The organism is Sphingomonas pituitosa NBRC 102491, assembly GCF_001598435.1.
Lineage (GTDB): Bacteria > Pseudomonadota > Alphaproteobacteria > Sphingomonadales > Sphingomonadaceae > Sphingomonas > Sphingomonas pituitosa.
In genome coordinates this window covers 1-23,177 of sequence record NZ_BCYY01000010.1, presented here as the reverse complement: position 1 = coordinate 23,177, position 23,177 = coordinate 1, and the positions used below count along the sequence as shown (strand labels likewise).

At 64.0% G+C, this 23,177-nt stretch carries 24 protein-coding genes and 2 pseudogenes; 23 read left to right on the top strand and 3 right to left on the bottom strand.

Going from position 1 to position 23,177, the window contains the following annotated elements; translation table 11 throughout:
• Positions 1 to 246: 246 nt before the first annotated feature.
• From SPI01S_RS10180 to SPI01S_RS10165, 4 genes are all read left to right on the top strand, one after another.
• Positions 247 to 2,169 (top strand): reverse transcriptase domain-containing protein, encoded by a 1,923-nt coding sequence (locus SPI01S_RS10180; protein ID WP_020819409.1) that lies wholly within the window; start codon positions 247 to 249, stop codon positions 2,167 to 2,169.
• Positions 2,166 to 2,570: a DUF6927 domain-containing protein gene (locus SPI01S_RS10175; RefSeq protein WP_066721814.1), complete on the top strand. Its 405-nt coding sequence runs from the start codon at positions 2,166 to 2,168 to the stop codon at positions 2,568 to 2,570. The genes SPI01S_RS10180 and SPI01S_RS10175 overlap by 4 nt, the downstream gene beginning before the upstream one ends.
• Complete coding sequence (locus tag SPI01S_RS10170; protein ID WP_066721812.1) at positions 2,561 to 3,091, top strand: thermonuclease family protein; 531 nt, start codon at positions 2,561 to 2,563, stop codon at positions 3,089 to 3,091. Before SPI01S_RS10175 ends, SPI01S_RS10170 begins: the two co-directional genes overlap by 10 nt.
• A 107-nt stretch (positions 3,092 to 3,198) precedes the next feature.
• Complete coding sequence (locus SPI01S_RS10165; protein ID WP_066721810.1) at positions 3,199 to 3,846, top strand: hypothetical protein; 648 nt, start codon at positions 3,199 to 3,201, stop codon at positions 3,844 to 3,846.
• Between the two features lie 938 nt (positions 3,847 to 4,784).
• Here the strand turns inward: SPI01S_RS10165 and SPI01S_RS10155 are convergent.
• Positions 4,785 to 4,976 carry a hypothetical protein gene (locus tag SPI01S_RS10155; protein ID WP_053556559.1) on the bottom strand — a complete coding sequence of 64 codons (192 nt, stop codon included), beginning with the start codon at positions 4,974 to 4,976 and terminating at the stop codon, positions 4,785 to 4,787.
• A 438-nt stretch (positions 4,977 to 5,414) separates the two neighbouring features.
• The gene (locus SPI01S_RS10150; protein WP_019368266.1) at positions 5,415 to 5,801 is read right to left on the bottom strand and encodes a MerR family transcriptional regulator; all 387 of its coding nucleotides are present in this window, start codon (positions 5,799 to 5,801) and stop codon (positions 5,415 to 5,417) included.
• A 73-nt stretch (positions 5,802 to 5,874) separates the two neighbouring features.
• Between SPI01S_RS10150 and SPI01S_RS10145 the strand changes: the two genes are divergently transcribed.
• From SPI01S_RS10145 to copM, 19 genes and pseudogenes are all read left to right on the top strand, one after another.
• Positions 5,875 to 6,525: a cation efflux transmembrane domain-containing protein gene (locus tag SPI01S_RS10145; RefSeq protein ID WP_066721800.1), complete on the top strand. Its 651-nt coding sequence runs from the start codon at positions 5,875 to 5,877 to the stop codon at positions 6,523 to 6,525.
• Between the two features lie 65 nt (positions 6,526 to 6,590).
• Positions 6,591 to 6,884 (top strand): hypothetical protein, encoded by a 294-nt coding sequence (locus SPI01S_RS10140; RefSeq protein WP_066721798.1) that lies wholly within the window; start codon positions 6,591 to 6,593, stop codon positions 6,882 to 6,884.
• 60 nt (positions 6,885 to 6,944) lie between these two features.
• A complete protein-coding gene (locus tag SPI01S_RS10135; RefSeq protein WP_066721796.1) occupies positions 6,945 to 8,222 on the top strand; it encodes a TolC family protein in 1,278 nt (425 codons plus the stop codon).
• Positions 8,222 to 9,400 (top strand): efflux RND transporter periplasmic adaptor subunit, encoded by a 1,179-nt coding sequence (locus SPI01S_RS10130; protein ID WP_004212877.1) that lies wholly within the window; start codon positions 8,222 to 8,224, stop codon positions 9,398 to 9,400. Before SPI01S_RS10135 ends, SPI01S_RS10130 begins: the two co-directional genes overlap by 1 nt.
• A gap of 3 nt (positions 9,401 to 9,403) precedes the next feature.
• Positions 9,404 to 12,649 (top strand): efflux RND transporter permease subunit, encoded by a 3,246-nt coding sequence (locus tag SPI01S_RS10125; RefSeq protein WP_066721794.1) that lies wholly within the window; start codon positions 9,404 to 9,406, stop codon positions 12,647 to 12,649.
• 53 nt (positions 12,650 to 12,702) lie between these two features.
• Positions 12,703 to 13,191 carry an SRPBCC family protein gene (locus SPI01S_RS10120; protein WP_066721792.1) on the top strand — a complete coding sequence of 163 codons (489 nt, stop codon included), beginning with the start codon at positions 12,703 to 12,705 and terminating at the stop codon, positions 13,189 to 13,191.
• The gene (locus SPI01S_RS10115) at positions 13,188 to 13,562 is read left to right on the top strand and encodes a hypothetical protein (protein WP_066721791.1); all 375 of its coding nucleotides are present in this window, start codon (positions 13,188 to 13,190) and stop codon (positions 13,560 to 13,562) included. The genes SPI01S_RS10120 and SPI01S_RS10115 overlap by 4 nt, the downstream gene beginning before the upstream one ends.
• Before the next feature lie 45 nt (positions 13,563 to 13,607).
• Complete coding sequence (gene fliE, locus SPI01S_RS10110; RefSeq protein ID WP_066721790.1) at positions 13,608 to 13,949, top strand: flagellar hook-basal body complex protein FliE; 342 nt, start codon at positions 13,608 to 13,610, stop codon at positions 13,947 to 13,949.
• Between the two features lie 31 nt (positions 13,950 to 13,980).
• Positions 13,981 to 14,868, top strand: a complete 888-nt coding sequence (locus tag SPI01S_RS10105; RefSeq protein WP_066721789.1) for a bestrophin family protein — start codon at positions 13,981 to 13,983, stop codon at positions 14,866 to 14,868.
• On the top strand, positions 14,865 to 15,257 hold the full coding sequence (locus SPI01S_RS22880) for a hypothetical protein (RefSeq protein ID WP_066722018.1): 393 nt from the start codon (positions 14,865 to 14,867) through the stop codon (positions 15,255 to 15,257). The genes SPI01S_RS10105 and SPI01S_RS22880 overlap by 4 nt, the downstream gene beginning before the upstream one ends.
• Positions 15,258 to 15,260: 3 nt before the next feature.
• Entirely contained in the window at positions 15,261 to 15,947 is a 687-nt protein-coding gene (locus SPI01S_RS10095) for a ZIP family metal transporter (RefSeq protein WP_018251225.1), read from the top strand.
• Positions 15,944 to 16,552: a cation efflux transmembrane domain-containing protein gene (locus SPI01S_RS10090; RefSeq protein ID WP_066721788.1), complete on the top strand. Its 609-nt coding sequence runs from the start codon at positions 15,944 to 15,946 to the stop codon at positions 16,550 to 16,552. Before SPI01S_RS10095 ends, SPI01S_RS10090 begins: the two co-directional genes overlap by 4 nt.
• Positions 16,549 to 19,050 (top strand): heavy metal translocating P-type ATPase, encoded by a 2,502-nt coding sequence (locus SPI01S_RS10085; protein WP_066721787.1) that lies wholly within the window; start codon positions 16,549 to 16,551, stop codon positions 19,048 to 19,050. The genes SPI01S_RS10090 and SPI01S_RS10085 overlap by 4 nt, the downstream gene beginning before the upstream one ends.
• Positions 19,047 to 19,796 carry an HAD-IIB family hydrolase gene (locus SPI01S_RS10080; protein WP_066721786.1) on the top strand — a complete coding sequence of 250 codons (750 nt, stop codon included), beginning with the start codon at positions 19,047 to 19,049 and terminating at the stop codon, positions 19,794 to 19,796. Before SPI01S_RS10085 ends, SPI01S_RS10080 begins: the two co-directional genes overlap by 4 nt.
• A gap of 114 nt (positions 19,797 to 19,910) precedes the next feature.
• A complete protein-coding gene (locus tag SPI01S_RS10075; protein WP_066721784.1) occupies positions 19,911 to 20,366 on the top strand; it encodes an MgtC/SapB family protein in 456 nt (151 codons plus the stop codon).
• Between the two features lie 98 nt (positions 20,367 to 20,464).
• Positions 20,465 to 20,842, top strand: coding sequence for a hypothetical protein (locus SPI01S_RS10070; protein ID WP_019368200.1), 378 nt, complete (start codon positions 20,465 to 20,467; stop codon positions 20,840 to 20,842).
• A gap of 12 nt (positions 20,843 to 20,854) precedes the next feature.
• Positions 20,855 to 21,450: pseudogene (locus SPI01S_RS10065) on the top strand (DedA family protein).
• A 220-nt stretch (positions 21,451 to 21,670) separates the two neighbouring features.
• Positions 21,671 to 21,901 (top strand): hypothetical protein, encoded by a 231-nt coding sequence (locus SPI01S_RS10060; protein ID WP_245653546.1) that lies wholly within the window; start codon positions 21,671 to 21,673, stop codon positions 21,899 to 21,901.
• 58 nt (positions 21,902 to 21,959) lie between these two features.
• Positions 21,960 to 22,346, top strand: a complete 387-nt coding sequence (gene copM, locus SPI01S_RS21755; RefSeq protein ID WP_306305025.1) for a CopM family metallochaperone — start codon at positions 21,960 to 21,962, stop codon at positions 22,344 to 22,346.
• Positions 22,347 to 22,508: 162 nt separating this feature from the next.
• Here copM and SPI01S_RS10055 read toward each other — a convergent pair.
• Positions 22,509 to 23,159 (bottom strand): annotated as a pseudogene (locus SPI01S_RS10055) (ArdC family protein); the annotation flags it as partial.
• Positions 23,160 to 23,177 lie beyond the last annotated feature (18 nt).

The window sequence follows — 23,177 nt, the reverse complement described above, 5'->3', positions numbered from 1 at the left end:
CACCTAACCGCGCCGCATCTCCATTCAGCGTAACTACGGGATGCCCTAAACAGGCGGCTTCTGCCGGCCTGCATGGGTACGGAGCCGCCATATTACTCAAATGCCCGGGGTAATGCCCGGGACATCGACCTCTTCGGAGGCGGCGGTGCAACTGTATAAGGTCTCGAGCGATCGGGCCGAAAGCGGGGAAGACCGGGGGAAGGGCGGCAGCTGTGATTCTTCAACCACCGATCATGGGGTGTGCTGATGCTGCCAGAAACTGTGAAAGGCCGGTTGGAGGCCATTCCGGCGCTCGTTGCGTCGGGCAAAAGGGTGAATGGACTCTATCGTCTGATGGGGTCTCGCCTCCTTTGGGAGGAGGGGCTCCAGAAGATCGGATCCAACAAGGGTGCGATGACGCCGGGTATTGACGGCGAGACCTTCGCGGACTTCGGACCGGAAGACCTCGACCCGATTATCGCCAGCGTGACGGCAGGGACCTATGATCCCAAACCAGTGCGTCGGGTGTTTATCCCGAAAGGCAAGGGCAAACGGCGTCCGCTGGGCATTCCCACGCGCGACGACCGCCTCGTTCAGGAAGTGGCGCGGCAACTGCTCGAACGGATCTATGAACCGGTGTTCTCGAACGCCTCCCATGGATTCCGGCCGGGCCGGTCGTGTCATACGGCGCTTGAACACGTCAAAGCCGTATGGACGGGGGTGAAATGGCTCGTAGATGTGGATGTCGCGGGGTTCTTCGAGAACATCGACCACGACATCCTCCTGCGGCTGTTGCGGAAAAGGATCGATGACGAGAAATTCATCGGCTTGATCGGCAGCATGCTTAAGGCGGGTGTTATGGAAGACCGGGTTCACACCCGGACCTACAGCGGCACTCCGCAGGGCGGTATCGTCTCTCCAATCTTGGCCAACATCTACCTCCATGAACTCGATATGTTCATGGCGGAACGGATCGCGGCTTTCGAGAGGGGGAAGGTCCGTGCCACGAACCCGGAATATGGGCGACTGGCTGGGCGCATCCAGAAACAACGGAAGCGCGTCACCATGCTGCGGGCCAAAGACAATGTCGACGAGGTGAAGGTTGCGGCCTCCTTGGCCAAAATCCAAACCTTACTGCCGCAAAAGCGGTCCATCCCGTCGAGAGACGCGATGGACCCCGGTTATCGCCGACTTCGTTACTGTCGCTACGCGGACGACTTCATGATTGGGGTTATCGGTAGCAAGGAGGATGCACGAAGCGTGTTCGCCGAAGTCAGGGCATTCCTGACCGAGGCGCTGGCGCTCACGGTGTCCGAGGAGAAAAGCGGTATCCGCAAGGCGAGCGATGGAGCCGCCTTCCTTGGATATGAGGTCCGCACATATACGACACGCCAACGGGTTGTCCGGAGCCGACAAGGTTCCGTCAGCTTCCTTCGTAGGCCGCCGTCGGAAGTGATGCAGCTGCATGTCCCTTGGGAGAAGGTCCACGCGTTCGCTTCTGCAAAAGGTTATGGTGATCTGTCGGTGTTGAAGCCGCGTCATCGTAGCCTGCTGCTCAGCTGCAGCGACGTTGAGATCGTCCTAGCTTACAACGCCGAATTGCGGGGTTTTGCGAACTACTATGCTCTCGCCAAGGATGTGAGCTTCAAGCTGAACAGGCTTGAGTTTCTCCAGCGGTGGAGCTTGTTCAAGACCTTGGCCAGCAAGCACAAAACCAATGTGCGAGCGGTCTTGGCCCGCATGAGGACGGGGCAGGAATTCACCATCGGCTACGACGTCGATGGCCAGCCCCGATCGGTCAAAGTCTGGAAACTGGCTCATCTGAAACGTGATCCGGCCACCTCGTCCAGGATTGATATCCAGCCTTGGACGCAGGTGTTCACCCACTCACGTACGGACTGGGTTGATCGTCAGAATGCCAAGCAATGCGAGGCTTGCGGTCGATCCGATGTTCCGTGTCAGGTGCACCATATCCGGGGGATGGCCGATGTTTCGCACCGCGGTTTTGTCGTGAGAATGAAGGTGGCACGCGCCCGCAGGACGGTGGTCCTGTGCGAGCAATGCCACTGGGATACTCACAGAGGCCGCCTGCCCGATCTACGGCAAAGTGATGGTTCGTCACAGTGGAGAGCCGCATGCGGTGAAAGCTGCACGTGCGGTTCGGCGGGGGGATCAGGGCTGACTCCATGAGCAGCACCAATCCTACCCGACTGGACGAGAGCATGGGCCCACATGAAGCCGAATGTCCCGAGCGGATCCTCGACCTTCTGAGCGAAACGGACAGGCCTCATGCGATCGATTGGCGAGCGCGCTGCCGTGCGGCGATTGCTAGCAGGCGCCGCGAGGTGCCCGATGGCGCCCTAGTGCGCTTCGAGAGCCCGCTGACCTGCAGCGACGACAGGCAAGAAACCGATTTCCGCGTGCGGAAGGATGGCGCCAAGCTCCGCTTCTTCCGTCTCGACGGTAATGGCCCCTACCGGGTGCGCCACTTCTACAAGCTGAAATGGTCCATCGTGCCTGAGACGAAGGTGCATCGGACCGTCTTCACGCGCGCCGGCGAGCCGACAAAGGAAATGCTGAAATGCGCCTAATCGCAATTGCGATTATGTTCGCCACGAGCAGCTGCGACGTGCTGCCTGACGCGAGTGCAGGTCAGCGCGACCGCGACGGCTTCGAGGCGCAGGCGCACGCGATCGACGGGGACACGATTGCCGTCGATTTCCGCCTGTTTGGCGCGGATGCCGTCGAGCGCAAAGCGCTCTGCGCGAAGGGTTCGTCCTGTTGGCCCTGCGGCAAGGCCGCCCAGGACTTCGCATCCAAGCTGATGAAGCGAGGCCCCGTGTCGATCCGGTTGACGGGACAGCAGAGCTATGGGCGGCCGATCGCTGCCGTCGACGTAGGCGGCCAGGACCTCGGAGAAGCGATGATCGCCGCCGGATACGCCGTGCCGACACCCAACTTCCTGAAGACCGATCCTTCCCGCGCGCGGCGCTACCAGGCCGCGTTTGACCAGGCAGAAGCGAAGCACCTTGGCATCCATGGCGGCGATTTCATCGAGCCGAGCCGCTGGCGGAAGGGCGCGCGGCTCTCTTGCGAGCGGCGCAGGCGCTAGCAACTACCCTGCTCCGCACTGGTCGGGAGCTCGCAGGACGCTCAGGAGGAGAGGGGGAAGGGAAGGGGAGAGCGTGATTTCGCGCTCCGCTTCCCCGGAGACATCCCATGACCTTCGATGTTGCTTTCCGCCACCAGCAGGCCCTCGATCCCAGTGCGCTGACCACGATTGGCAGCACGCTCCACGCGATCAGCAAGGCCATGGACGACTGCCGGAACGCCGGCGTAAGCGCAGAGGAAGATCCTGCAGTCATTCTTCTGGCGCGCCATTTCGCCGCGGTATGTGACACGCGACCCGGCCCCGTCGAGCTGCAGGGCAGGTGCATGCAGGCGATCAAGGAACTGCGGGGCGCGCCAGTCCTGGTGACGCTCGCGCACCGCGGCGTGGACTTCGATGCACCAGCGAAGAACGCCTTCCACTCAGAGGGGCAGAAGGCGATGCGCGCGCTGGCCAAGGCCCTGCAGCTGGAAAGCGGGCAGTACGAGGTACGGTCCTGCCGGGGCGGTCCCGCAGTCTCGGGCGAGATCATCCTCCACACGGAGAAGTGCTACGTGCAGCTCAGCCTGGGCCTGTGCGGTCTCGATAGGGAAGTCCTCTACCGGACCTGCCGGGGACGTGCCGATTATACCGGCGGCCGCAACCACTTCGCCGGCGTTCGCGAACTGGTGGATCCGCAGCGGTTCGCACGGCGGATCGTCCACGAGCTGCAGCTCGACTACGCCATGCCGGATCAGGCGGAAACGCTCTTCGGCTAACCGCACCCCGAGGGCGCGGCGCGCCGGCTCCCTCCCCAACTCTACGGTATGTGAGGCGACCATGAGCGTCCCTTCTGCTCGTTTGACGAACCTACACCCGCGCCTGTGGGCCCCGTACTCCATCGTGGCCTACCCTTATGGCTTCCATGCGTGGCCGGAAGAATGGGCTGAGCCGGTATGGGAGCCGCATGCACGGGTAATCACCGCCGCAGGATCGAGCTCGCAGAAGCTTGGCGAGTGCGCGACGCTCGACGATGCTCTCGCGGCCTGCTGGGAGCATCTGGTGAAGCTAGGCCAGGACTAGCCGCTCAAGACTGCGCGCGATTTCGATGATAATTCAACCACGATGGGATGTAGGTCGATGGAACAGTTCGATCCCACCTCTGCGGCGACGTGGATGGCGCGCGGCCGCAGCGCCTGCGATGCCGAGACCCTGGCATCAATTTGGCGGGAATATCCAGACTTGCCGCCGAGCGCGGCTCTCGACGAACGGATGCTTCGCACGCGCGCCCGCGTTGCCGCAATGCGGCCGATGCACGACGCGATGCAGAAGGAGCAGGAGCGGGCCCGCCGTGCGCGGAACTTTGCATTTATCGAGGGGAAGGCTGACGCCGGCACGATCGACGATCGCGATCTGGCCATCCTCCGGGGACGGGACACACATAGGCTCGATTGGAACGAGGCGGTCCGATATGCCGAGGGGTGGTACGCAGCGCGATCCGGATGGGCGTATCGAGAGTGCCGGCGAGATGACGGTGAGAAGGCCAGCGAGAGGGCCGCCTACGATGTCGGTTTCAGCGACGGAGGCGGCGATCGGGGTGATGTATTCGACGCTGCCCGGCGAGCGTTCATCGCCGCCGCGCCGTCGACCACCGCCGCGACCGAGCCTCAGCCGCGGAGCTCGAGGCCATTGCCGAGCACCTGGTTGGGGGAATGGATCAGCCTTCGAGGCTTGCCAGCTCGTCGAACTCGGCTGATGCGCGGGTCGCGGCGTCGCCTGCGTAGGTCGCGCCGGATCGTGGATAGAAGAACACGCGGTCGCCTTTGGCGTAGGGGGTGCCGTCTGCACTGGTCCCGCCCACCTTGGCCCGTTTCCAGTAGGGATCGCCCTTGTATCGGGTGTAAGCCATTGTCCTTTCTACTTCTTCCTGCGGCTGAAAGCCGGTTGCCGCAGCGGCCGGGTCTGCCTCTCCGGCGAGGAGCGGGATGGGGAGGGAGGAGGAAAATCGATGGCCTTGGCGCGGGCAGGCCGCCCTAGCGCGGCCGACGCCCATCAGGGCGTCGGGTGCCGCGCTTGGCGGACAACACGGGGGCGTCTATTTTCCTTCGGGAACGAAAGGGCAGCAGCCCTTGTTGTTCCCCGCGCTGGCGGGCCTCCGGGGGAGGGCCGCGGCGCTAGGCGAGTGAAGTCGCGCCCATCGGGCAGCGGCGACAGGTGTGCCATGTGGCACACCTCACGCGAGGATCGTTACCCTTTGGGCCGAGACGCCGGCACGGTGGCTCGGTCGGCACACGCCAGGGCGCCGATAGAGCCGTGCCCGGCAGGGTCGCGCCCGACTTGGTTTGGTTCAATGCGACAGGGCGTCGATAACCTTGCATTCGGCAACGATGCTGGCGTTGCAGGTGTCACCCCACTGCGCGATTTCCGACCTCAGCGCTGTAAGGTCGGCCAGCTTGCGATCGATTTCCGCGATGTGGACCGCAGCTATCTGGTCGGCCTCGGCACAGGAACCGCGCGGATCATCTGAAAGCCGCAGGAGCGCACGAACCTGATCCAGGGTGAAACCCAGATCACGCGAGCGTTTGATGAACGAAAGGCGATCAAGGTGCGAGCGATCATAGAGTCGATAGTTGCCACCGCTACGGATGGGAGCGGGAACCAGCCCTTCTGCCTCGTAGAAACGGACCGTCTCTATCTTCAACCCAGTGCGCTTTGCGATCTCACCGATTTTCATCGCCGAACCTCTTGACCCTCTAGTAGGATGAGGTTTCATATAGGGCGTCTGATCCACGAATCGAGCTTCGATAATGGCAGACGCATGTTGCTCATCAAAACGCGACACGATCGCGGAACTTGGTCGCAAGGCCGAGCAGCGCCGCGTGCTCATCATCGTGATGCTCATCAATCTCGCGATGTTCGTGGTCGAGTTTGGCGGCGGCGTCGTCGCGCGTTCCTCTGCCTTGATGGCGGATTCGGTCGACATGTTCGGCGACGCAATGGTCTATGCGCTCAGTCTCTATGCATTGCATCGGGGTGCGCGCTGGGAGGCGGGGGCAGCACTGGCGAAGGGTGGCATCATCCTGGCTTTCGGCGTCGCAGTCATTTTCGAGATCGCTGACAAGATTGCGAACGGCGTTCCTCCGGCATCGGGCTTGATGCTCGGGGTTGGCAGCGCCGCGCTGGTTGCGAACCTAATCTGCCTCGCGCTGCTCTGGCGCTTCCGCCGCGAGAATGTGAACATGTCGAGCACGTTCGAGTGCTCGCGCAATGATGTCGCGTCAAACGTCGGGGTTCTCGCGGCTGCCGGATTAGTCGGCCTGACCGGCTCGGCTTGGCCGGACATCATCGTCGGCGGGTTGATCGCCGTGATCTTCCTGCGCTCGGCATGGCGCGTGCTTGGGGAAGCCTGGCCGGCATGGCGTGCCGCGAAGGCACCGGCTCGCGAGTTATTGCAATGACATGGAAACCTTTCCGTGATAGGGGCGGGTTCGTGCGAGCCTTTTTGCCTCTCCTCACATGCCTGATGCTGGTCCTAACCAGCTTCTCCGGCATGGCTCATGCCGCCGATTTGGCGGGGGGAAGCATCGCGGGCGTTGAGTTTACCGTTCATACCGCCGGCGACATCGACGAGGTGCCGTCGGATTCGGACAAGAACGTCCCGCACCATCACAACTGTCATGGTCATGATGTTGGTGCGCCGTCGCGCATGACGATGGAATATACCCACGTCCTCACGATGCCCAAGCCGACAATCTCCGCCTCTGCGTCGCTCGATGGCCGCACTGGCATGGTCCATTTGAGGCCCCCCCAAGCCTGACGTCCGATTTGGGCGCGCATTGGCGCGCCCCTGTCGATCATCGTCAGGAGTCCTATTTTCATGCATCGTATCCTCGCGGCCATGCTGGCCGCAGCGTCGTGCGCCACTATGGCGCAGGCGCAGGTCGGACCATCCGCGCCTTTTGCGCAGGACGCGCCGGTCTACACACTTGACCAAGCGGTCAGTGCAGCGGGCGGTTCGGCCCCTGCTGCCGAAGCGGCGACAACTGCGGTCGATGCGGCCCGTGCGGGCCGCACGGTCGCCGGACTGCGGCCCAACCCGGTTTTCCAAGGCCAGGTTGAGAATGTCATCGGCTCGGGGCCGTATCGTGGGGTCCGCAGCGCGGAATCCACGGTCGGCTTTGCGATCCCGATCGAGCTAGGCGGCAAGCGCGGCGCCCGCGTCGCGGTCGCCAATGCGCAATTGTCCCGGGCCGAAATCCAGGCCGCGATCATCGCGGCAGATGTCCGGCTTCAGGTGACGCAGCTTTATGTCGAGGCGGTCGCGGCCGATCGCCGGGTTACAACAGCCCGCGACCAGGCCCGGATCGCCAGCGACGCGCTGCGGGCCGCGAGCGTTCGCGTGCAGGCGGGGCGGGCCTCCCCGCTCGAGCAACAGCGCGCAGATGTCGCGCGCATCAATGCCGACGCCAATGTGGAGCGGCAGCTTCGCTTGGCGGAGGCGGCGCGGGCCAATCTGGCGCGCCGGATCGGTCGACCGATTGACGGTGCGCTCGATGACACGCTGCTCGATCGCCTGCCGGGGGCGAACATTTATGGGCCGGTGGCACCGGTCGAGGCGACCGGCACGCTCGCGCTGGCGGCGGCGAACGCGGATTTCTCGATCGCGGAAGCGGGCGTGCGGCTTGCGCGCGCCAATCGCGTCCCTGACCTCAATGTCGGGCCTGCGATCCGCCGACTGGAAGCAACCAATGACATGGCGGCGGTGTTCACCGTGTCGATCCCGATCCCGGTGTTCAACAATGGTCGCGCGGCGATCGCGCAGGCGACCGCGCAGCGGACGCAGGCGGATGCACAACGTCGCGTGACCGCGCTCGACATCGAACAGGCGATCACGGACGCGCAGGCGCAGGCGGCCAATGCCGCAACGACGGCTCGTGCGGCGTCGGGGCCGGCGCTGGCGGCTGCACAGGAGGCGGCCCGCATCGCGCGGATCGGTTATCGCGAGGGCAAGTTCGGCCAGCTCGAATTGCTCGATGCGGAACGCACACTCGCCGAGACGCGGGTCGCCGCGATCGATGCGCTTGCCAATTACCAGAATGCCCGCGCGCAAGTGGAGCGACTGACCGCTCGTGCGCCCAATGGGGGGAATCAGTGATGAAGAGCTTTTATCTCGCGGGCGCGGCGTCGCTCGCCCTGCTCTTGGCTGCCTGCGGCGGCAAGGATGGCGGAAACGAGGCAACTGCCGAAGGCGCAGCTGCCAATGAGACGGCAGCGGGCACGGAAAAGGGCGGTGCTGAAGGCGGTCATGCCGGTGAAGGCGTCGTCACATTGGGTGCCGACCAGATCGCCACAGCGGGCGTCCAGGTCGGACGGCCGATCATCGGCGGGGCCGGGACGATCGAGCTGCCCGCGATCATCGAGGGCGACCCACAGGGAACGCAGGTCGTCTCGGCCGCAATTGCGGGACGCGTGGTCGCGCTCACCCGTAACCTCGGCCAATCGGTCGGACGCGGCCAGACCATTGCGGTCATCGAAAGCCGCGAGGCGGCGCAGATCAAGGGCGAGGTCGAGGCGGCGCGGGCGCGGCTTCAGCTCGCTAATTCGAACCTCGCGCGCGAACAGCGGCTGTTCGCGCAGAGAGTCTCCCCTGAACAGGATCTGATCGCCGCCCGCACAGCGGCGACGGAGGCGCGGATCGCCCTGACGCAGGCGCAGAGCATGGTTTCGGCGGCGGGTGTCGGCGGCGGCGGGCTCAACCGGCTCGGCATTGCCGCGCCGATCTCGGGCCAGATCATTGCGCGCCCCGTGACGCTGGGACAAACGGTCGCGGCGGATGCCGAACTCTATCGCATCGCCAACCTGAGCCAGGTGTCGATCGCGCTTAATCTCAAGCCCGAGGATGCGGGCCGGGTGCGTCCCGGCAATACGGTGCTGGTGAAGGCGGCAGGCCGTCAGGCGACCGCCCGCGTGACCTTCGTGTCGCCGGCGCTTGATCCGCAGACGCGGCTCGTGCCTGCGCTCGCCACCCTCGACAATCGCGGTGGCGAATGGCGGGTCGGCGAGCCTGTGACGGCAGCCGTGCAGCTCACGGGCAGCGGCGGGAGCGGGGCGGTCCGCGTGCCGACGACGGCGGTCCAGAGTTTCGAGGGCAAGTCGGTCGTGTTCGTGCGCACGCCCACCGGCTTCAAGGCGACCCCGGTCCAGCTCGGCGATGCGTCGGGCGACACGGTGATCGTCCGGTCGGGCCTGACCGGCAACGAACAGATCGCCACCACCGGAAGTTTCACGCTCAAGGCCGAGATCGGCAAGGGCGAAGCGAGCCACGAGGATTAAGCCATGATCGCCCGTATCGTAACCTGGGCGGTCGAGAAGCGCTGGCTAGTCCTGCTCCTCACCGTCATCGTCGCCGCCATCGGCGCCTTTTCCCTCTACCGGCTACCGATCGACGCGGTGCCGGACATCACCAACAATCAGGTCCAGATCAACGTCCGCGCGCCTGCCCTCTCGCCCGAGCTGGTCGAGAAGCAGGTGTCGTTTCCAATCGAAACCGCGCTCGCCGGCACCCCCGGCCTAGAATATACGCGCTCGTTGAGCCGCAACGGCTTCGCGCAGATCACGGCGGTCTTTTCGGACGCGACGGACATCTATTTCGCCCGCCAGCAGGTGGGCGAGCGTCTGCGGGGCGTGCAAGAGAATCTGCCCGACGGCGTGAACCCTGAAATGGGTCCGATCGCGACAGGCCTGGGCGAGGTGTACATGTACACCGTTCGTCTCGATCATCGCGAGGACGACAAGCACAAGCCCGGTGAACCGGGCCAACAGCCCGATGGCAGCTACATCACGCCAGAGGGCGAGCGACTGACGACCGAAGAGGACAAGGCGACCTACCTGCGCACCGCGCAGGACTGGATCGTGACGCCGCTTCTGAAGACCACACCGGGCCTCGCCGGTGTCGACTCGATTGGCGGTTACGCCAAGCAGTTCCTCGTCGTGCCCGACGTGCAGAAGCTGGCCTCGCTCGGCATCACGCTGACGGACCTGGGAAATGCGCTGGAGCGCAATAACACCAGCGTCGGCGGTGGCTTCGTCAATCGCAATGGCGAAGGTCTGGCTGTTCGCTCGGATGCGCTCGTTCGCAATGCCAGCGAGTTGGCCAGGACCGTGATCGCGACACGTAACGGCGTGCCGATCACGGTCGAACAAGTTGCGACTGTGAAGACGGGTCAGGCGATCCGCATGGGTTCGGCATCGGAGAACGGTACCGAAGTCGTCGTCGGCACGGCGATCATGCGGATCGGCGAGAACAGCCGCATCGTGTCGACCGCGGTCGCTGAGAAACTGAAGACGATCAACGCTTCGCTGCCTCCTGACGTCGTAATTCAGCCGGTGCTGAACCGCACCGAGCTGGTCAATTCGACGATCAAGACGGTCGCGAAAAACCTGTCCGAAGGCGCGGTGCTGGTCATCGTCGTGCTCTTCCTGCTGCTCGGCAACTTCCGTGCGGCCCTGATCGCGGCGCTGGTCATCCCGATCACCATGATGCTGACCGGCTTCGGGATGCTGCGTGCCGGCGTCTCGGCGAACCTGATGAGCCTTGGCGCCTTGGACTTCGGTCTGATCGTCGACGGCGCCGTCATCATCGTTGAAAACGCGCTGAGGCGGCTTGCCGAACAACAGCATCATGAAGGTCGCTTGCTGACCGTCAAGGAACGGCTTGCGACCGTGGCAGCCGCCGCTCGCGAGATGATCCGCCCCTCGGTTTACGGGCAGGCAATCATCATCCTCGTCTACGTACCGCTGCTCACGCTGACCGGCGTGGAGGGTAAAACGTTCGGACCGATGGCGCTGACCGTCATCATCGCGCTCGCCTTCGCCTTCATCCTCTCTCTCACCTTCGTGCCGGCGATGATTGCGATCTGGCTGTCGAAGAAGGTCGAGGAGAAGGACGGCCGCATCATCACGTGGCTGAAGAAGCGCTACGAACCCGGTCTCGACCGGGCCATGAAGCGCCCGACGCTGACGATCGGTGCGGGTGTGGGAAGCCTTGTGGTGGCGGCGCTTGCTTTCACTACGCTCGGCTCGGTGTTCCTGCCGCAGCTCGACGAAGGCGATTTGCTGATCCAGTCGCTCCGCATTCCGGCAACGTCGGTCCAGCAGAGCCAGGCGATGCAGGTGCCGATCGAGCGGATGATGTCGAAGCAGCCGGAGGTGCAATTCGTCTATTCCAAGACGGGCACCGCCGAGCTGGCGGCCGACCCGATGCCGCCGAACGCGACCGACATGTTCGTCATCCTGAAGCCGCGCAAGGATTGGCCGGATCCTGAGCTTCCCAAGGAGGAGCTGGTCAGCCGGATCGAGGGTAATCTCGCGAAGATTCCGGGAAATGCCTACGAGATCACCCAGCCCATCCAGATGCGCTTCAACGAGCTGATCGCCGGCGTGCGCGGCGACATCGCGGTGAAGGTGTTCGGGGACGACTTCAACCAGATGAACCGGACGGCCGAGCAAATCGCGGCGGTGCTGCGCAGAACGCAAGGCGCAGCGGACGTGAAGGTGGAGCAGACGACCGGTCTTCCCATGCTCGACATTCGCGTCAACCGCGACGCGATGGCGCGGTTGGGCGTTACGGCTCAGGATGTGCAGGACACCGTGACTGCGACGATCGGCGGGCGAACATCGGGCCAGATCTTCGAGGGCGACCGTCGCTTCCCCGTGGTGATCCGCCTGTCGGAGGCGCAGCGTGCCGACATCGGCCTGCTCCAACAGGTGCAGGTGCCGGTGGCAGGCGGCGGCTATGTACCGCTGTCCAGCGTCGCCGAGATCAAGGTGGTCGATGGTCCGAACCAGATCAGCCGCGAGAACGGCAAGCGGCGCGTGGTGGTGCAAGCCAACGTGCGTGGCCGCGACGTCGGATCCGTCGTGGCGGATGCGCAGGCGGCGATCGGCAGCCAACTCCGGCTGCCTGCCGGCACCTATCTCGAATGGGGCGGTCAGTTCGAGAACCTGCAATCGGCGAGCGAGCGGCTGAAGCTGGTCATTCCGGCCTGCTTCATCCTGATCCTGTTGCTGCTTTATGGCGCATTGGGATCGGTCCGCGATGCTGCGATCGTCTTCACCGGCGTGCCATTCGCGCTGGTGGGCGGCGTTCTGCTGCTCTTCCTGCGCGGCATGGACTTTTCGATCTCGGCGGCGGTGGGCTTCATCGCCCTGTCGGGCATCGCGGTCCTCAACGGCCTCGTCATGGTCAGCTCAATCCAGGATCTGATCCGGTCGGGGCTATCGCGCGAGGAGGCGGCCCATGTCGGCGCAATGCAGCGTCTGCGGCCAGTCGTCATGACCGCGCTCGTCGCAAGCCTCGGCTTCGTGCCGATGGCGCTTGGCGAGGGGGCGGGCGCGGAGGTGCAGAAGCCATTGGCGACCGTCGTCATCGGCGGCCTGATCTCGGCGACGCTGCTGACGCTGTTCGTGCTGCCGACGCTCTACACCCGGTTCGGGCAGAAAGTGATCGAGAAGCCCGAGCACTACAATGAGGAGCATGAAGGGGACGACCACGGTCAGACCTTCGTGAACAACTTGGCCTGATGGGTGCGCGGGGCGATCCGCGATCGCCCCGCTCATCTCTGGGAGATGGGGATATGCCTCGCACCAAAACCAGCTCAATGCTTCACGGCGGGCCACTGCGGATCTGGTCGGCGATCACCGATCCGGATCATCGTCGGGCTTGGAGTCCGCTCGTATTCCTCGACAACCCGTGCCAGCTTGGCGAAACGGAATGTACCTTCGCGATCCAGGGCATCACCCGGCCAATTCGGACGCCGGCCCGGGTCGATCAATTCGATAAGCCGCGCGCCTTCGCTTGGTCCTGCGGCATCCCTTATCTGTTCACGCTCGAAGAACGGTACGAGCTGGCAGGGGACGATGGTGGCACTAGGCTAACACATAGCTGCAGGCTGGGCGGGGCGCTGTCTCTGCCGTTCGCGGCGATGATGTTGCGTCGTCTGCGGTCCCTGATGATCGAGGCTGACGATCGCCTCGCAACCTATCTGCGCTGGCGGGTGGGTCAGCCTGCCCGTGGGATCAATCGTCAGCACGTCCCCTCCCGCTACAGGAGGAAGGCGCGATGATGCCGTTGAAGCGGGTACTGCCCGCCCTCATCCTCGTTGTCGGGCTGGCGGCTTGCACGGAAAGCAAGCCGCCAGCCCCGCCAACGGAGCAGCAAATCCATTCGTCCGACAGCGCCGTGGCGACCGGGGAAATGGGGCGCCATCCCTATCGCTGTTCCGACGGGGAACCGCTGTTCGTCGACTACAAGGACAACGGCCTGCAGATCGATTTTCGGCGCTCCAGCAGCGCCGTGCCCATGACGCTGACCGCGCCAGCGCAGAGCCTCCAATATGTCGGCGAGACAGCCACCGCGACCTTCAAGGGGTCGCAGCTCACCGTCGTGGAAGGCGAGGGCCGCACCCGAATCTGCGAACGGGAGGGCGCCCGATGAACCGTCCTGTCTTCCGACACGTCGCACTGGAACGGGAGAGAAACGATGTCTGACACGTCGATCTCGAATGTGATGGTCATTCGGGCAGAAGTGATCGCGCGAAGCCGCGCTTTGCGTGAGGCGCAGCCGACGGCACCGCCCGGCGTGACGCCGACCGCTCCGGCGTCGAACTTCGCCGACACCCTCAATGCCGTGGTCGCGAAGGTCAACGAGACCCAGGAGCAAGAGGATGTCGTCACCGAAGCATATGAGCGTGGCGAAACCACCGACATTGCAACCGTCGCGCTCATCCAGAGCCGCGCATCCATTACTTTCGAGGCGACCCTGCAAGTCCGGAACAAGCTGCTGTCCGCTCATCGGGACATCATGAACATGCCGATCGGATGACGATCGCTAAGAGATTTAGGGCGTAATTGATATGATAGTCGGCGCGAGGCCACGTTTTAGGCAGATCATTATCGAGGTTTGGAAGCCTCTCACGATCCTGTTCGTGTGGGACGTGGCGGTGACGGCATTCCACATGATGACCCCGATCAAGGAACCGCCTTTGCCGACGGCGCTGTTCGGCACTGCCATCGCGCTCTTCATGGGGTTTCGGACCAACGCAGCTTATGCGCGCTGGTGGGAAGCGCGAACCCTTTGGGGCACGCTCATCAATGCGTCGCGCAGCCTGGCCAGGATCACACGCAGCCTGACCAAGGGGGAACCCGAGGGCAGTGAGACGCGGCACAACATCATCCTGCGGCAGATCGCCTTCGCGCACTCGATGCGCTGCCAGCTTCGCCGACAGTCGCCCTATGAAGACATTGCCCGGATCGCCGGAACGGACGTCGCCGATATGGCGGTCGCTCGCCTGAACCCTGCCAACGCGCTCTTGGAGGACGTATCGGGCATTTACGCCGCCGCGCTCGCGGAAGGTCGGATCACCGAGATCCAGCAGGCAACTGTGGAGCGCGTCCTGATCGACATCGCCAATGCGCAGGGTGGCATGGAGCGGATCAAGAATACGCCGCTGCCCAATGGCTTTCGGTTCTTCCCGAACCTCTTCACGCGCGTGTTCTGCGTGCTGCTTCCGATCGCGCTGGTCGAATCCCTGGGCCTTGCCACGCCGATCGGATCGACGCTGATCGGACTCGTCTTCCTCGCGGTGCTGAGCATAGGCGAGGATCTGACCGATCCGTTCGCCAATAGCGTCCACGATGTCCCACTCACGGCCATGTGCCGCACGATCGAGATCGACCTTCTTCAGACGGCGGGACTACCGGCCCCTGAGCCGCTGACGCCCGATCACGGCGTGCTGTGGTGAGGGCGGTGCGCGCCTTGCGGCACCTGCCTGGCCTGACAGCCGCGCGCATCGGCGCCGTTCTGTTCGCGGGTATGGTCGTAGGGGCGTGCAATCCCGCTCCAAGCGAACCGGCCGAGCCGGCGCATGAAAAGCATCTGACGCCTCGATTGATCGCGCAGCGCATCATGTATTGCGACGATGGATCGCGCGCCGATGTCGACTTCATCGACGACGGCCTGAAGATGGCTGTCACCTGCCTGCCCAAAGGCAGAACCGAGATCCTGCACGCGCAACGGACCGGCGAAGAATTTCGCGGCGACCAGTCGCGGGCAGTCGTGGCGGGCGGGTCGATCGCCTTCACGCAGCGCGGGAAGATCCGCGTCTGTCATCGAACACCGGAGGAATCATAGGATATGCAGGCATTGCTCTACACGCTTGCGCCTGTGTTGGCGGTCGTGCTCGGCGCGATCATCGCGAGCCGCACCAAGTTAAATCCTGGCCTCGTGGCGGGGCTACAGCATCTTGCTGCCGGCGTCGTGTTTGCGGCGGCAGCGACTGAAATCCTGCCGCAGGTCAAGCATGAGGCTTCGCCCAGCGCGACGTTGATCGGCGGGGCGGCGGGCGTCGTAACGATGCTGGGTCTCAAGGCTTTCGAGGCCCGCTTCAAGGGGCCGATGGCGCTGCTCGCCGCGATCGGCATCGACATCCTGGTCGATGGCCTGGTGCTCGGCCTTGCGTTCGTCGCGGGCGAGAAGGCGGGATTTCTGCTGACGATCGCGCTGACACTCGAAGTGCTCTTCCTGGGTCTGACACTGACCAACGAGCTGGCGGAAACCTATCGCTCGCGCCTGCGCATCATCGTGATCGTCTCGGCCTTGGCGCTGCTGCTGCCGATCGGCGCGCTCGCTGCCGTTCCTGTCGCCACGCTCTCGCCGGTAATGGTCGCTGGCTTCCTGAGCTTTGGGCTGATGGCGCTGCTCTACCTCGTCACGGAAGAGCTGCTGGTTGAGGCGCACGAGAAGCCTGACACCCCGCTCATCAGCTCGATGTTCTTCGTAGGGTTCCTTGCCCTGCTAACGCTCGAGGAGATCATGGGATGATCCCGAGCAACGACAATAATGGCGGCGAAGAGCGTCGCACCCTCTGGATCGTCCTGCTGCTGAACGCGGCAATCGCGGCGGGCTTCTTCGTCTCAGGATTTTTCGCGGATTCGAGCGCCCTGATCGCCAACGGTGTCGACAACCTGTCCGATACGGCCGTGTATGCGTTGAGCCTTGTGGCGCTAACCCGGGGCCAGACGTGGAAGACACGCGCTGCGGTCGCTTCGGGCGTCATGCTGCTGATCTTCGCGGGCGGTATATTGATCGACGTTGGCCGGCGCTACCTTCAGGGCAGCGAGCCGATCGGACCGACCATGATGGTCATGTCGGCGATCGCCGGCGTCGTAAACTACCTCTGCCTGCGGCTGCTCCAGCGGCTCAAGGATCCGGACGTTAACCTACGGGCCGCCACCACCTTCAGCTTCAATGACTTCATTTCCAATGGCGGCATCCTGATCGCGGGCGTGCTGGTGCTGTGGCTGGGCACCAACTGGCCGGACCTTCTGGTCGGCTTCGCTACCGCCATCATCGCCATCAAGGGCGGTGTCGAAATCCTGCGCGACGCGAGCGCCGAAACCAAGAAAAGCGAAAGGAGGTCGTCATGAACGACAAGCTCGAACTCGATATTCCAGTATTGTTGCCGGACCTTCCTGACGCGGCCGACGCTTGCCTGGACCGTCTCGTATCAACCCTGTCGAAGCGCGAAGGCGTCGACCGGGCGCATGTGATCTGCCTCGACGGCGACACGCCGGCGGCCCTGTGCATCCATTTCGACGCCGCCAAGCTGCCGCTGCCGCGATTGCGTGAAATGGTGCGGGCCGCAGGTGCCGAAATCACTGAACGCTACGGTCATGCGATCTGGCAGGTGACAGGGATCAGTCACGAACGGCGGGCGCGCACGGTCAGCGATGCGCTATGCGCGTTGCCCGGGGTGGTACAGGCAAGCGCCAGCACCAGCGGGTCGGTCCGGGTCGAATATGATCGCCGAGAGACCACAGAAGAGGAAGTGCGCGCTGCTCTTCGCAAGCTGCAGGTGAGGGTTGGCAAGCGGGTCGCCGCCGATGACCATGCCGGCCACGACCACGGCCCCGGGGGCCACGACGCAGGCGAAGAGAAGCACGGCCCCGGCGATGGTCACGACCATAGCCACGCCGAATTTCTCGGCCCCAATACCGAGTTGATCTTCGCGCTTGCCTGCGGCGCGCTGCTGGGAATCGGCTATGCGATCGAGAGGCTGGTTGCCGGCGCACCGGAGTGGCTGCCCACGGCCTGCTATGTCGCAGCCTATTTCTTCGGCGGGTTCTTCACGCTGCGCGAGGCGATCGACAACCTTCGGATGAAGAAGTTCGAGATCGACACGCTGATGTTGGTCGCTGCCGCCGGCGCCGCTGCGCTGGGCGCATGGGCCGAAGGCGCGCTGCTGCTATTCCTTTTCAGCCTTGGCCATGCGCTTGAGCATTACGCGATGGGACGCGCCAAGAAGGCGATCGAGGCGCTGGCGAAGCTCGCGCCCGAAACCGCGACCGTGCGACGCGACGGCCAGACCAGCGAAATCCCGGTCGAGCAAATGGTCGTTGGGGATGTCGCCATCGTCCGCCCGAACGAGCGCCTGCCTGCTGACGGCTTCGTCATCACGGGCACCAGCGCGATCAACCAGGCCCCGGTGACGGGTGAAAGCATCCCGGTCGACAAGGTGCCGGTCGCCGATGCCGCCGCGGCGCGGGCAAAGCCTGATGCAGTGGACGCGGAGAGCCGGGTTTTCGCCGGTACGATCAACGGTGGCGGCGCGATCGAAATCGAGGTGACACGCCGTTCCAATGAAAGCGCGCTCGCCAAGGTCGTGAAGATGGTGAGCGAGGCGGAGACGCAGAAGTCTCCGACGCAGCGCTTCACCGATCGGTTTGAGCGGATCTTCGTGCCTGCTGTCCTGATCCTGTCGGTGCTCCTGCTCTTCGCATGGGTGGTCGTCGACGAGCCGTTCCGCGACAGCTTCTATCGCGCGATGGCGGTGCTGGTGGCAGCAAGCCCGTGCGCGCTCGCCATCGCAACGCCGAGCGCTGTCCTGTCTGGCGTTGCCCGTGCAGCGCGGGGCGGCGTGCTCGTGAAGGGCGGTGCACCGCTCGAAAACCTCGGGTCGCTCAAAGCGATTGCTTTCGACAAGACGGGGACGCTGACCGAAGGTCGTCCGCGCATCACCGATGTCGTGCCCGTCGATGGCGCCGATGAAGGCGAGCTGCTGGCGCTGGCCGTCGCCGTCGAAGCGTTGAGCGACCATCCTCTGGCCCAAGCGATCGTCAAGGACGGCCGCGAACGACTGAACGATCGTGCCGTGCCGACTGCCGGCGACCTCAAGAGCCTGACCGGTCGGGGCGTCACCGCGAGCGTGGATGGCGAGACGGTCTGGATCGGCAAGGCCGAGATGTTCGGGAGTGAGGGCATTCCGGCGCTGGGGCAGGGAGCGCAGAACGCGATCGCGAAACTGCGCGAGAACGGTCGCACGACGATGGTGGTCCGCAAGGGAGACCGCGACCTGGGCGCGATCGGCCTGATGGACACGCCCCGCGAAGCGGCAAAGACCGCGCTGCGCCGGCTGCACGAGATGGGCGTGTCGCGGATGATAATGATCTCTGGCGACCACCAGAAAGTCGCCGAAGCGATCGCCAACGATGTCGGGATCGACGAGGCGTGGGGCGACCTCATGCCCGAAGACAAGGTTGCGGCGATCAAGAAACTCGCCGGCGAAGACAAGGTCGCAATGGTGGGTGACGGCGTGAACGATGCCCCGGCGATGGCAAGCGCCACGGTCGGCATCGCGATGGGCGCGGCGGGGTCGGACGTTGCGCTGGAGACAGCCGACGTCGCCCTGATGGCTGACGATCTGGCGCACTTGCCATTCGCGGTGGGCCTAAGCCGGCATACGCGTGGAATTATCCGGCAGAACGTCTTCGTCAGCCTGGGTGTCGTCGCCTTCCTCGTTCCTGCCACCATCCTTGGCCTCGGTATTGGGCCAGCGGTGGCGGTTCATGAAGGATCAACGCTGCTTGTTGTCATCAATGCGCTCAGGCTGCTCGCCTACCGCGATCCGGCGGGGAAGGCAGCATGAAGTGGATGATCGCCTTCGACCTCGACGGCACGCTTGCCGAGAGCAAGCGGCCGCTATCGGAAGATATGGCCGCAACCCTCGCCCGATTGCTCGCCGTCACGGATGTGGCGGTGATCTCGGGCGGGGACTGGCCGCAGTTCGAAAAGCAGGTCGCCTCGCGTCTTCCTGCCGGCGCCGCGCTTGACCGTCTCTGGTTGATGCCGACCACAGGCACAAAACTCTATCGGTTCATCAATGGCGCTTGGCGCGCAGTCTATACCGAGCTGTTCGACGATGCAGAGAAGGCGACGATCCGCGCGGCCTTCGATCAGGCCCTGACCGATGCCGGCCTCGCCGACGAACGTATCTGGGGCGAACGGATTGAGGACCGGGGCAGCCAGATTACCTTTTCGGGGCTGGGGCAGGCAGCGCCGCTAAAGGAAAAGGAAGCGTGGGATCCTGACCGAAAGAAGCGGACCGCGTTGCAGGCCACGTTGCGCGCGACGCTGCCGGACCTCTCGATCAATCTAGGTGGCACGACATCGATCGACGTGACCAGGGCAGGGGTGGACAAGGGCTATGGCCTGAAGCGCTTGAGTGCTGAAAGCGGCGTCCCGCTCGACGGGATGCTGTTCATCGGCGATGCGATCTTCCCCGGTGGGAATGACTATCCCGCCGCTGAAATTGGCCTCGATACGGTGAGAGTGCGCGACGTTGCGGAAACCACCGCCGTCGTGACTGCCATCATCGCATGTCTGCACCGGTAGGGATCGCCGATGTTCGCGATCCCCGCCTTGGGCCTGAACGTCTGTGGGACTCTCGGCCCGACCTTACCCCTTTACCTCCGATCTGGAGCAATCGCGTAGAACAGGCAGGCCGGCATGTTTCAAAGCTCGTGGTGGGAGATAACCACCCATATCATCAGTCTCGCCGTCGCCTACGCGCTCGCCCTTCCTGTTGGCTGGGATCGCGAGAAGGACGCCCGCAGCGCAGGCATCCGTACATTCCCGTTGGTTGCCATCGCCAGTTGCGGCTTCGTGCTGGTGAGCATTGCGATCCTCGGCCGCACGTCTCCAGCGCAAGCCAGGTTGCTCGAAGGTCTGATTACGGGTGTCGGCTTCATCGGGGGCGGCGCGATTCTGAAGAAGGGCGACAAGGCGTCAGGCACAGCGACGGCGGCCAGTCTGTGGGCGACTGGCGCGCTCGGCGCGGCCGTGGGCTACGGCCTATACGACATCGCCTTCATCCTGAGCGCTACCACCTTCCTCACCCTGCGCTGCTCTCGTCCGCTCAAGCGCGCCACCAATGGCGACGTCGGCAGCTCGGCGAGCCGATGACGAGCCCTTGGGCGAGCCGATGGATGCGGCCTGTGCGATCCCTTACCCGGCGCTGGGCACCGGCAAGGACCATCGCGGCGCGTGACCGCCAACATCGCTTGCTGCGCTGGGCGACGCTGCTGGAGCGCAATCCCCACCAGATCATCGGCCTGCTGTCCCCTTCGTGGGCGGGCGGCGACGCGCGCGGCACGATGGTCGATCGGCCGAGCGCGATCGATGTCGCATGGAGCGACGTGGTGCTGCGGGTGATGGGGTTGGCGGGACGATCGCGCGGTGAAGCAAAATCGTTCTTCGGGTTGTCGGATGCCGAGCTGGATCGGATTGCCGCAGGTTCGTGGCGGTGTCCGGTTCGACCCGCTTGGCAGGTCGCCGTGCGGATCAGGAACGTCGAATGTCCGCGCCTGGAAAATCGGATCGTTGGGTCCGTCGTCGCCCTCCTGCTCGTGATTTGCGCGATCTCCTATTGGATCTTCTGACGAGGCTGGTTTGTGTTCGACATTATAACATCGATCCTCGCGTCACTCGGCGGCTTTGGCGTCTTCCTGTTGATGCTGGCGGAGAACGTCTTTCCCCCGATCCCGTCGGAAGTGATCCTGCCACTTGCCGGCTACACCGCTGCGCAGGGGCGCGGCTCGCTGTGGGTGGTGGCAATCGCCGGCACCCTCGGATCGGCTGCAGGGGCAGTGCTGTGGTACTATGTCGGCCGCTGGATCGGCATCGATCGATTGAAGCGCTTTGCTTCCCGCCACGGCCGATGGCTGACGTTGACGCCCGGCGAGGTCGATCATGTCGACCGCTGGTTCGACCGCTACGGTCGTTGGGCGGTTCTGTTCGGGCGCATGGTCCCGGGAGTCCGGACCCTGATTTCGGTGCCCGCAGGGGTCAGCGGGATGCCCCTTGGTCCATTCTTGGTCTCGACGCTCACCGGCTCGGCCATATGGACCGTTATCCTCGTGCTGGCGGGCTATGAGCTGGGCGAACGCTATAGCTCATCGAGCCGGTCAGCAACGCCGTGCTCGCGCTGGCCGTCATCTGGTATCTTTGGCGGGTCGCGACTTTCGGGCGATCAAGGGGTGGCCATTGATGGCTGACCTGCTGCCCGCCTTTCCTGCCGGCCTTTGGCTCATGGCGGCTTCGATGCTTGTCCGCATCACACGCTTCGCTCGTGCCTTTAGCCTGATCTCGCCAGCCAGCGCGATCGTTCTCATCAAGTGGGTTGGATGGCTTCACCGCAGCGGATTTCACGCATGGCGTCGCAACGGAGGGAAGTGGCGTTGGGCCGGAATATGGAGAGGATCGACATAATGGGGAACAGCAAGCAGCAGGCGATCATCGCCGTTGTCGCGACAATCGTTCTGTCCGGATGCGGGCTGATTAAACCACGCGACGCCGGCTATTTCCGCTTCCACGCGGAAGAGGCGAGACCGGTCGTCACACGCTGCGAGCGGGGCCAAGAGACCGGCAGCGACTGCGAGGCCGCGGCGCAGGCCGTGGCCGAGCTCGACGCGGCGGCGGGGCGGCAGTCCGGACGCTGAAGCGAGCCACCTTCGCCCGCCCCATGAACCGAATCACTATCACTGGAGAAGAATCGTAATGATCGGAAGCAACAGGCCGTTCGCGCTGATGCTGGCAATGACCGCTGTCTTAACCCCGCTTTCCGCGAAGGCACAGCATACCCAGCATGGGTCAACTGGTGCCGTGTCAGGCTCGCGAAACGAGCCGCCCGCTACGCGGGCCTACCGGGCCGCAAATGCCAAGATGCATGGCGATATGGACGTAGCCTTCACGGGTGATGCCGACGCCGATTTTATGCGCGCGATGATTCCCCATCATGAAGGCGCTATCGCGATGGCTGAAATCGAATTGAAGTATGGCCGAGATCCCGCCGTGCGCCGCCTCGCGGCCGCAGTGGTGGCAACCCAAAGGCGCGAGATCGCCGAAATGCGGACCTGGCTTGCACGTCGGCAACCCCGAAAGTAGCGGCTGATTGAAATGGTGGCGCTCACCGCCGTCAATGATGGCGACGGTCGTGATTTTGGGATCATAGGCCAGTCGCGCCGCCGCGTCCAGTTCAGGGGCCGTCTCAACGGCCATGCGGCTCAAGAGCCAGTCGGACGCGTCCTGGGCTAGGCGGGCGGCGGTGAAGATGCACCGCTTGTCGTTGCGCAGGGCCTGTAGCCAACTCGCCAGATAGGCGGCGTGGTCTTCACGGTCGTGAAGCTTGATGCCGATGGTCGCGCTGACGAACGCCGCCCCTAGCTCGGCAACCAATTCCTCTCGGGCGTAGTCCTCGCGCTTCGTGGAAATGAGAGAGGGACGGGCAAGTCGGTCAACATGTCCCGTCGCGTGGCAAAGTTCGTGCGTTAGGGTCGAATAATAGTCATCGCTGGTGTGGAAATCGGCAAACTCGGGCATGACCACATGATCGCCCCTCGGCTGATAATAGGGCTGAGATCCGAAGTGTTTCAGGGCGACGGGGATGCGAGCGAAAAGCGCGTCCAGCTCGGCATCCCGCTCATCGGAATTGGTTGCGGTGATGATCGGCGCGGGGGTTGGATATTTCGCCTCGATGCCATCGATTTGCTCGGCATTGAAAACGGTATAGCGCTTAAGGAACGCCACCTGACGCTTGCCGTCCTCGCTGCTCTCTCCACTCTTGTCGGCGTCAACCTCAATCTTGTTGGCATAGACGACGGTCGAACCCTTCTCGCCCTTGCGGACGCATCCACCAAGCGCAAGCGCTTGCTTGAAGGTCAGCCAATGCGGAGAGGCATAGCTGTAGGTGCTCGCAATCCTAGCGGCGTTTGCTCG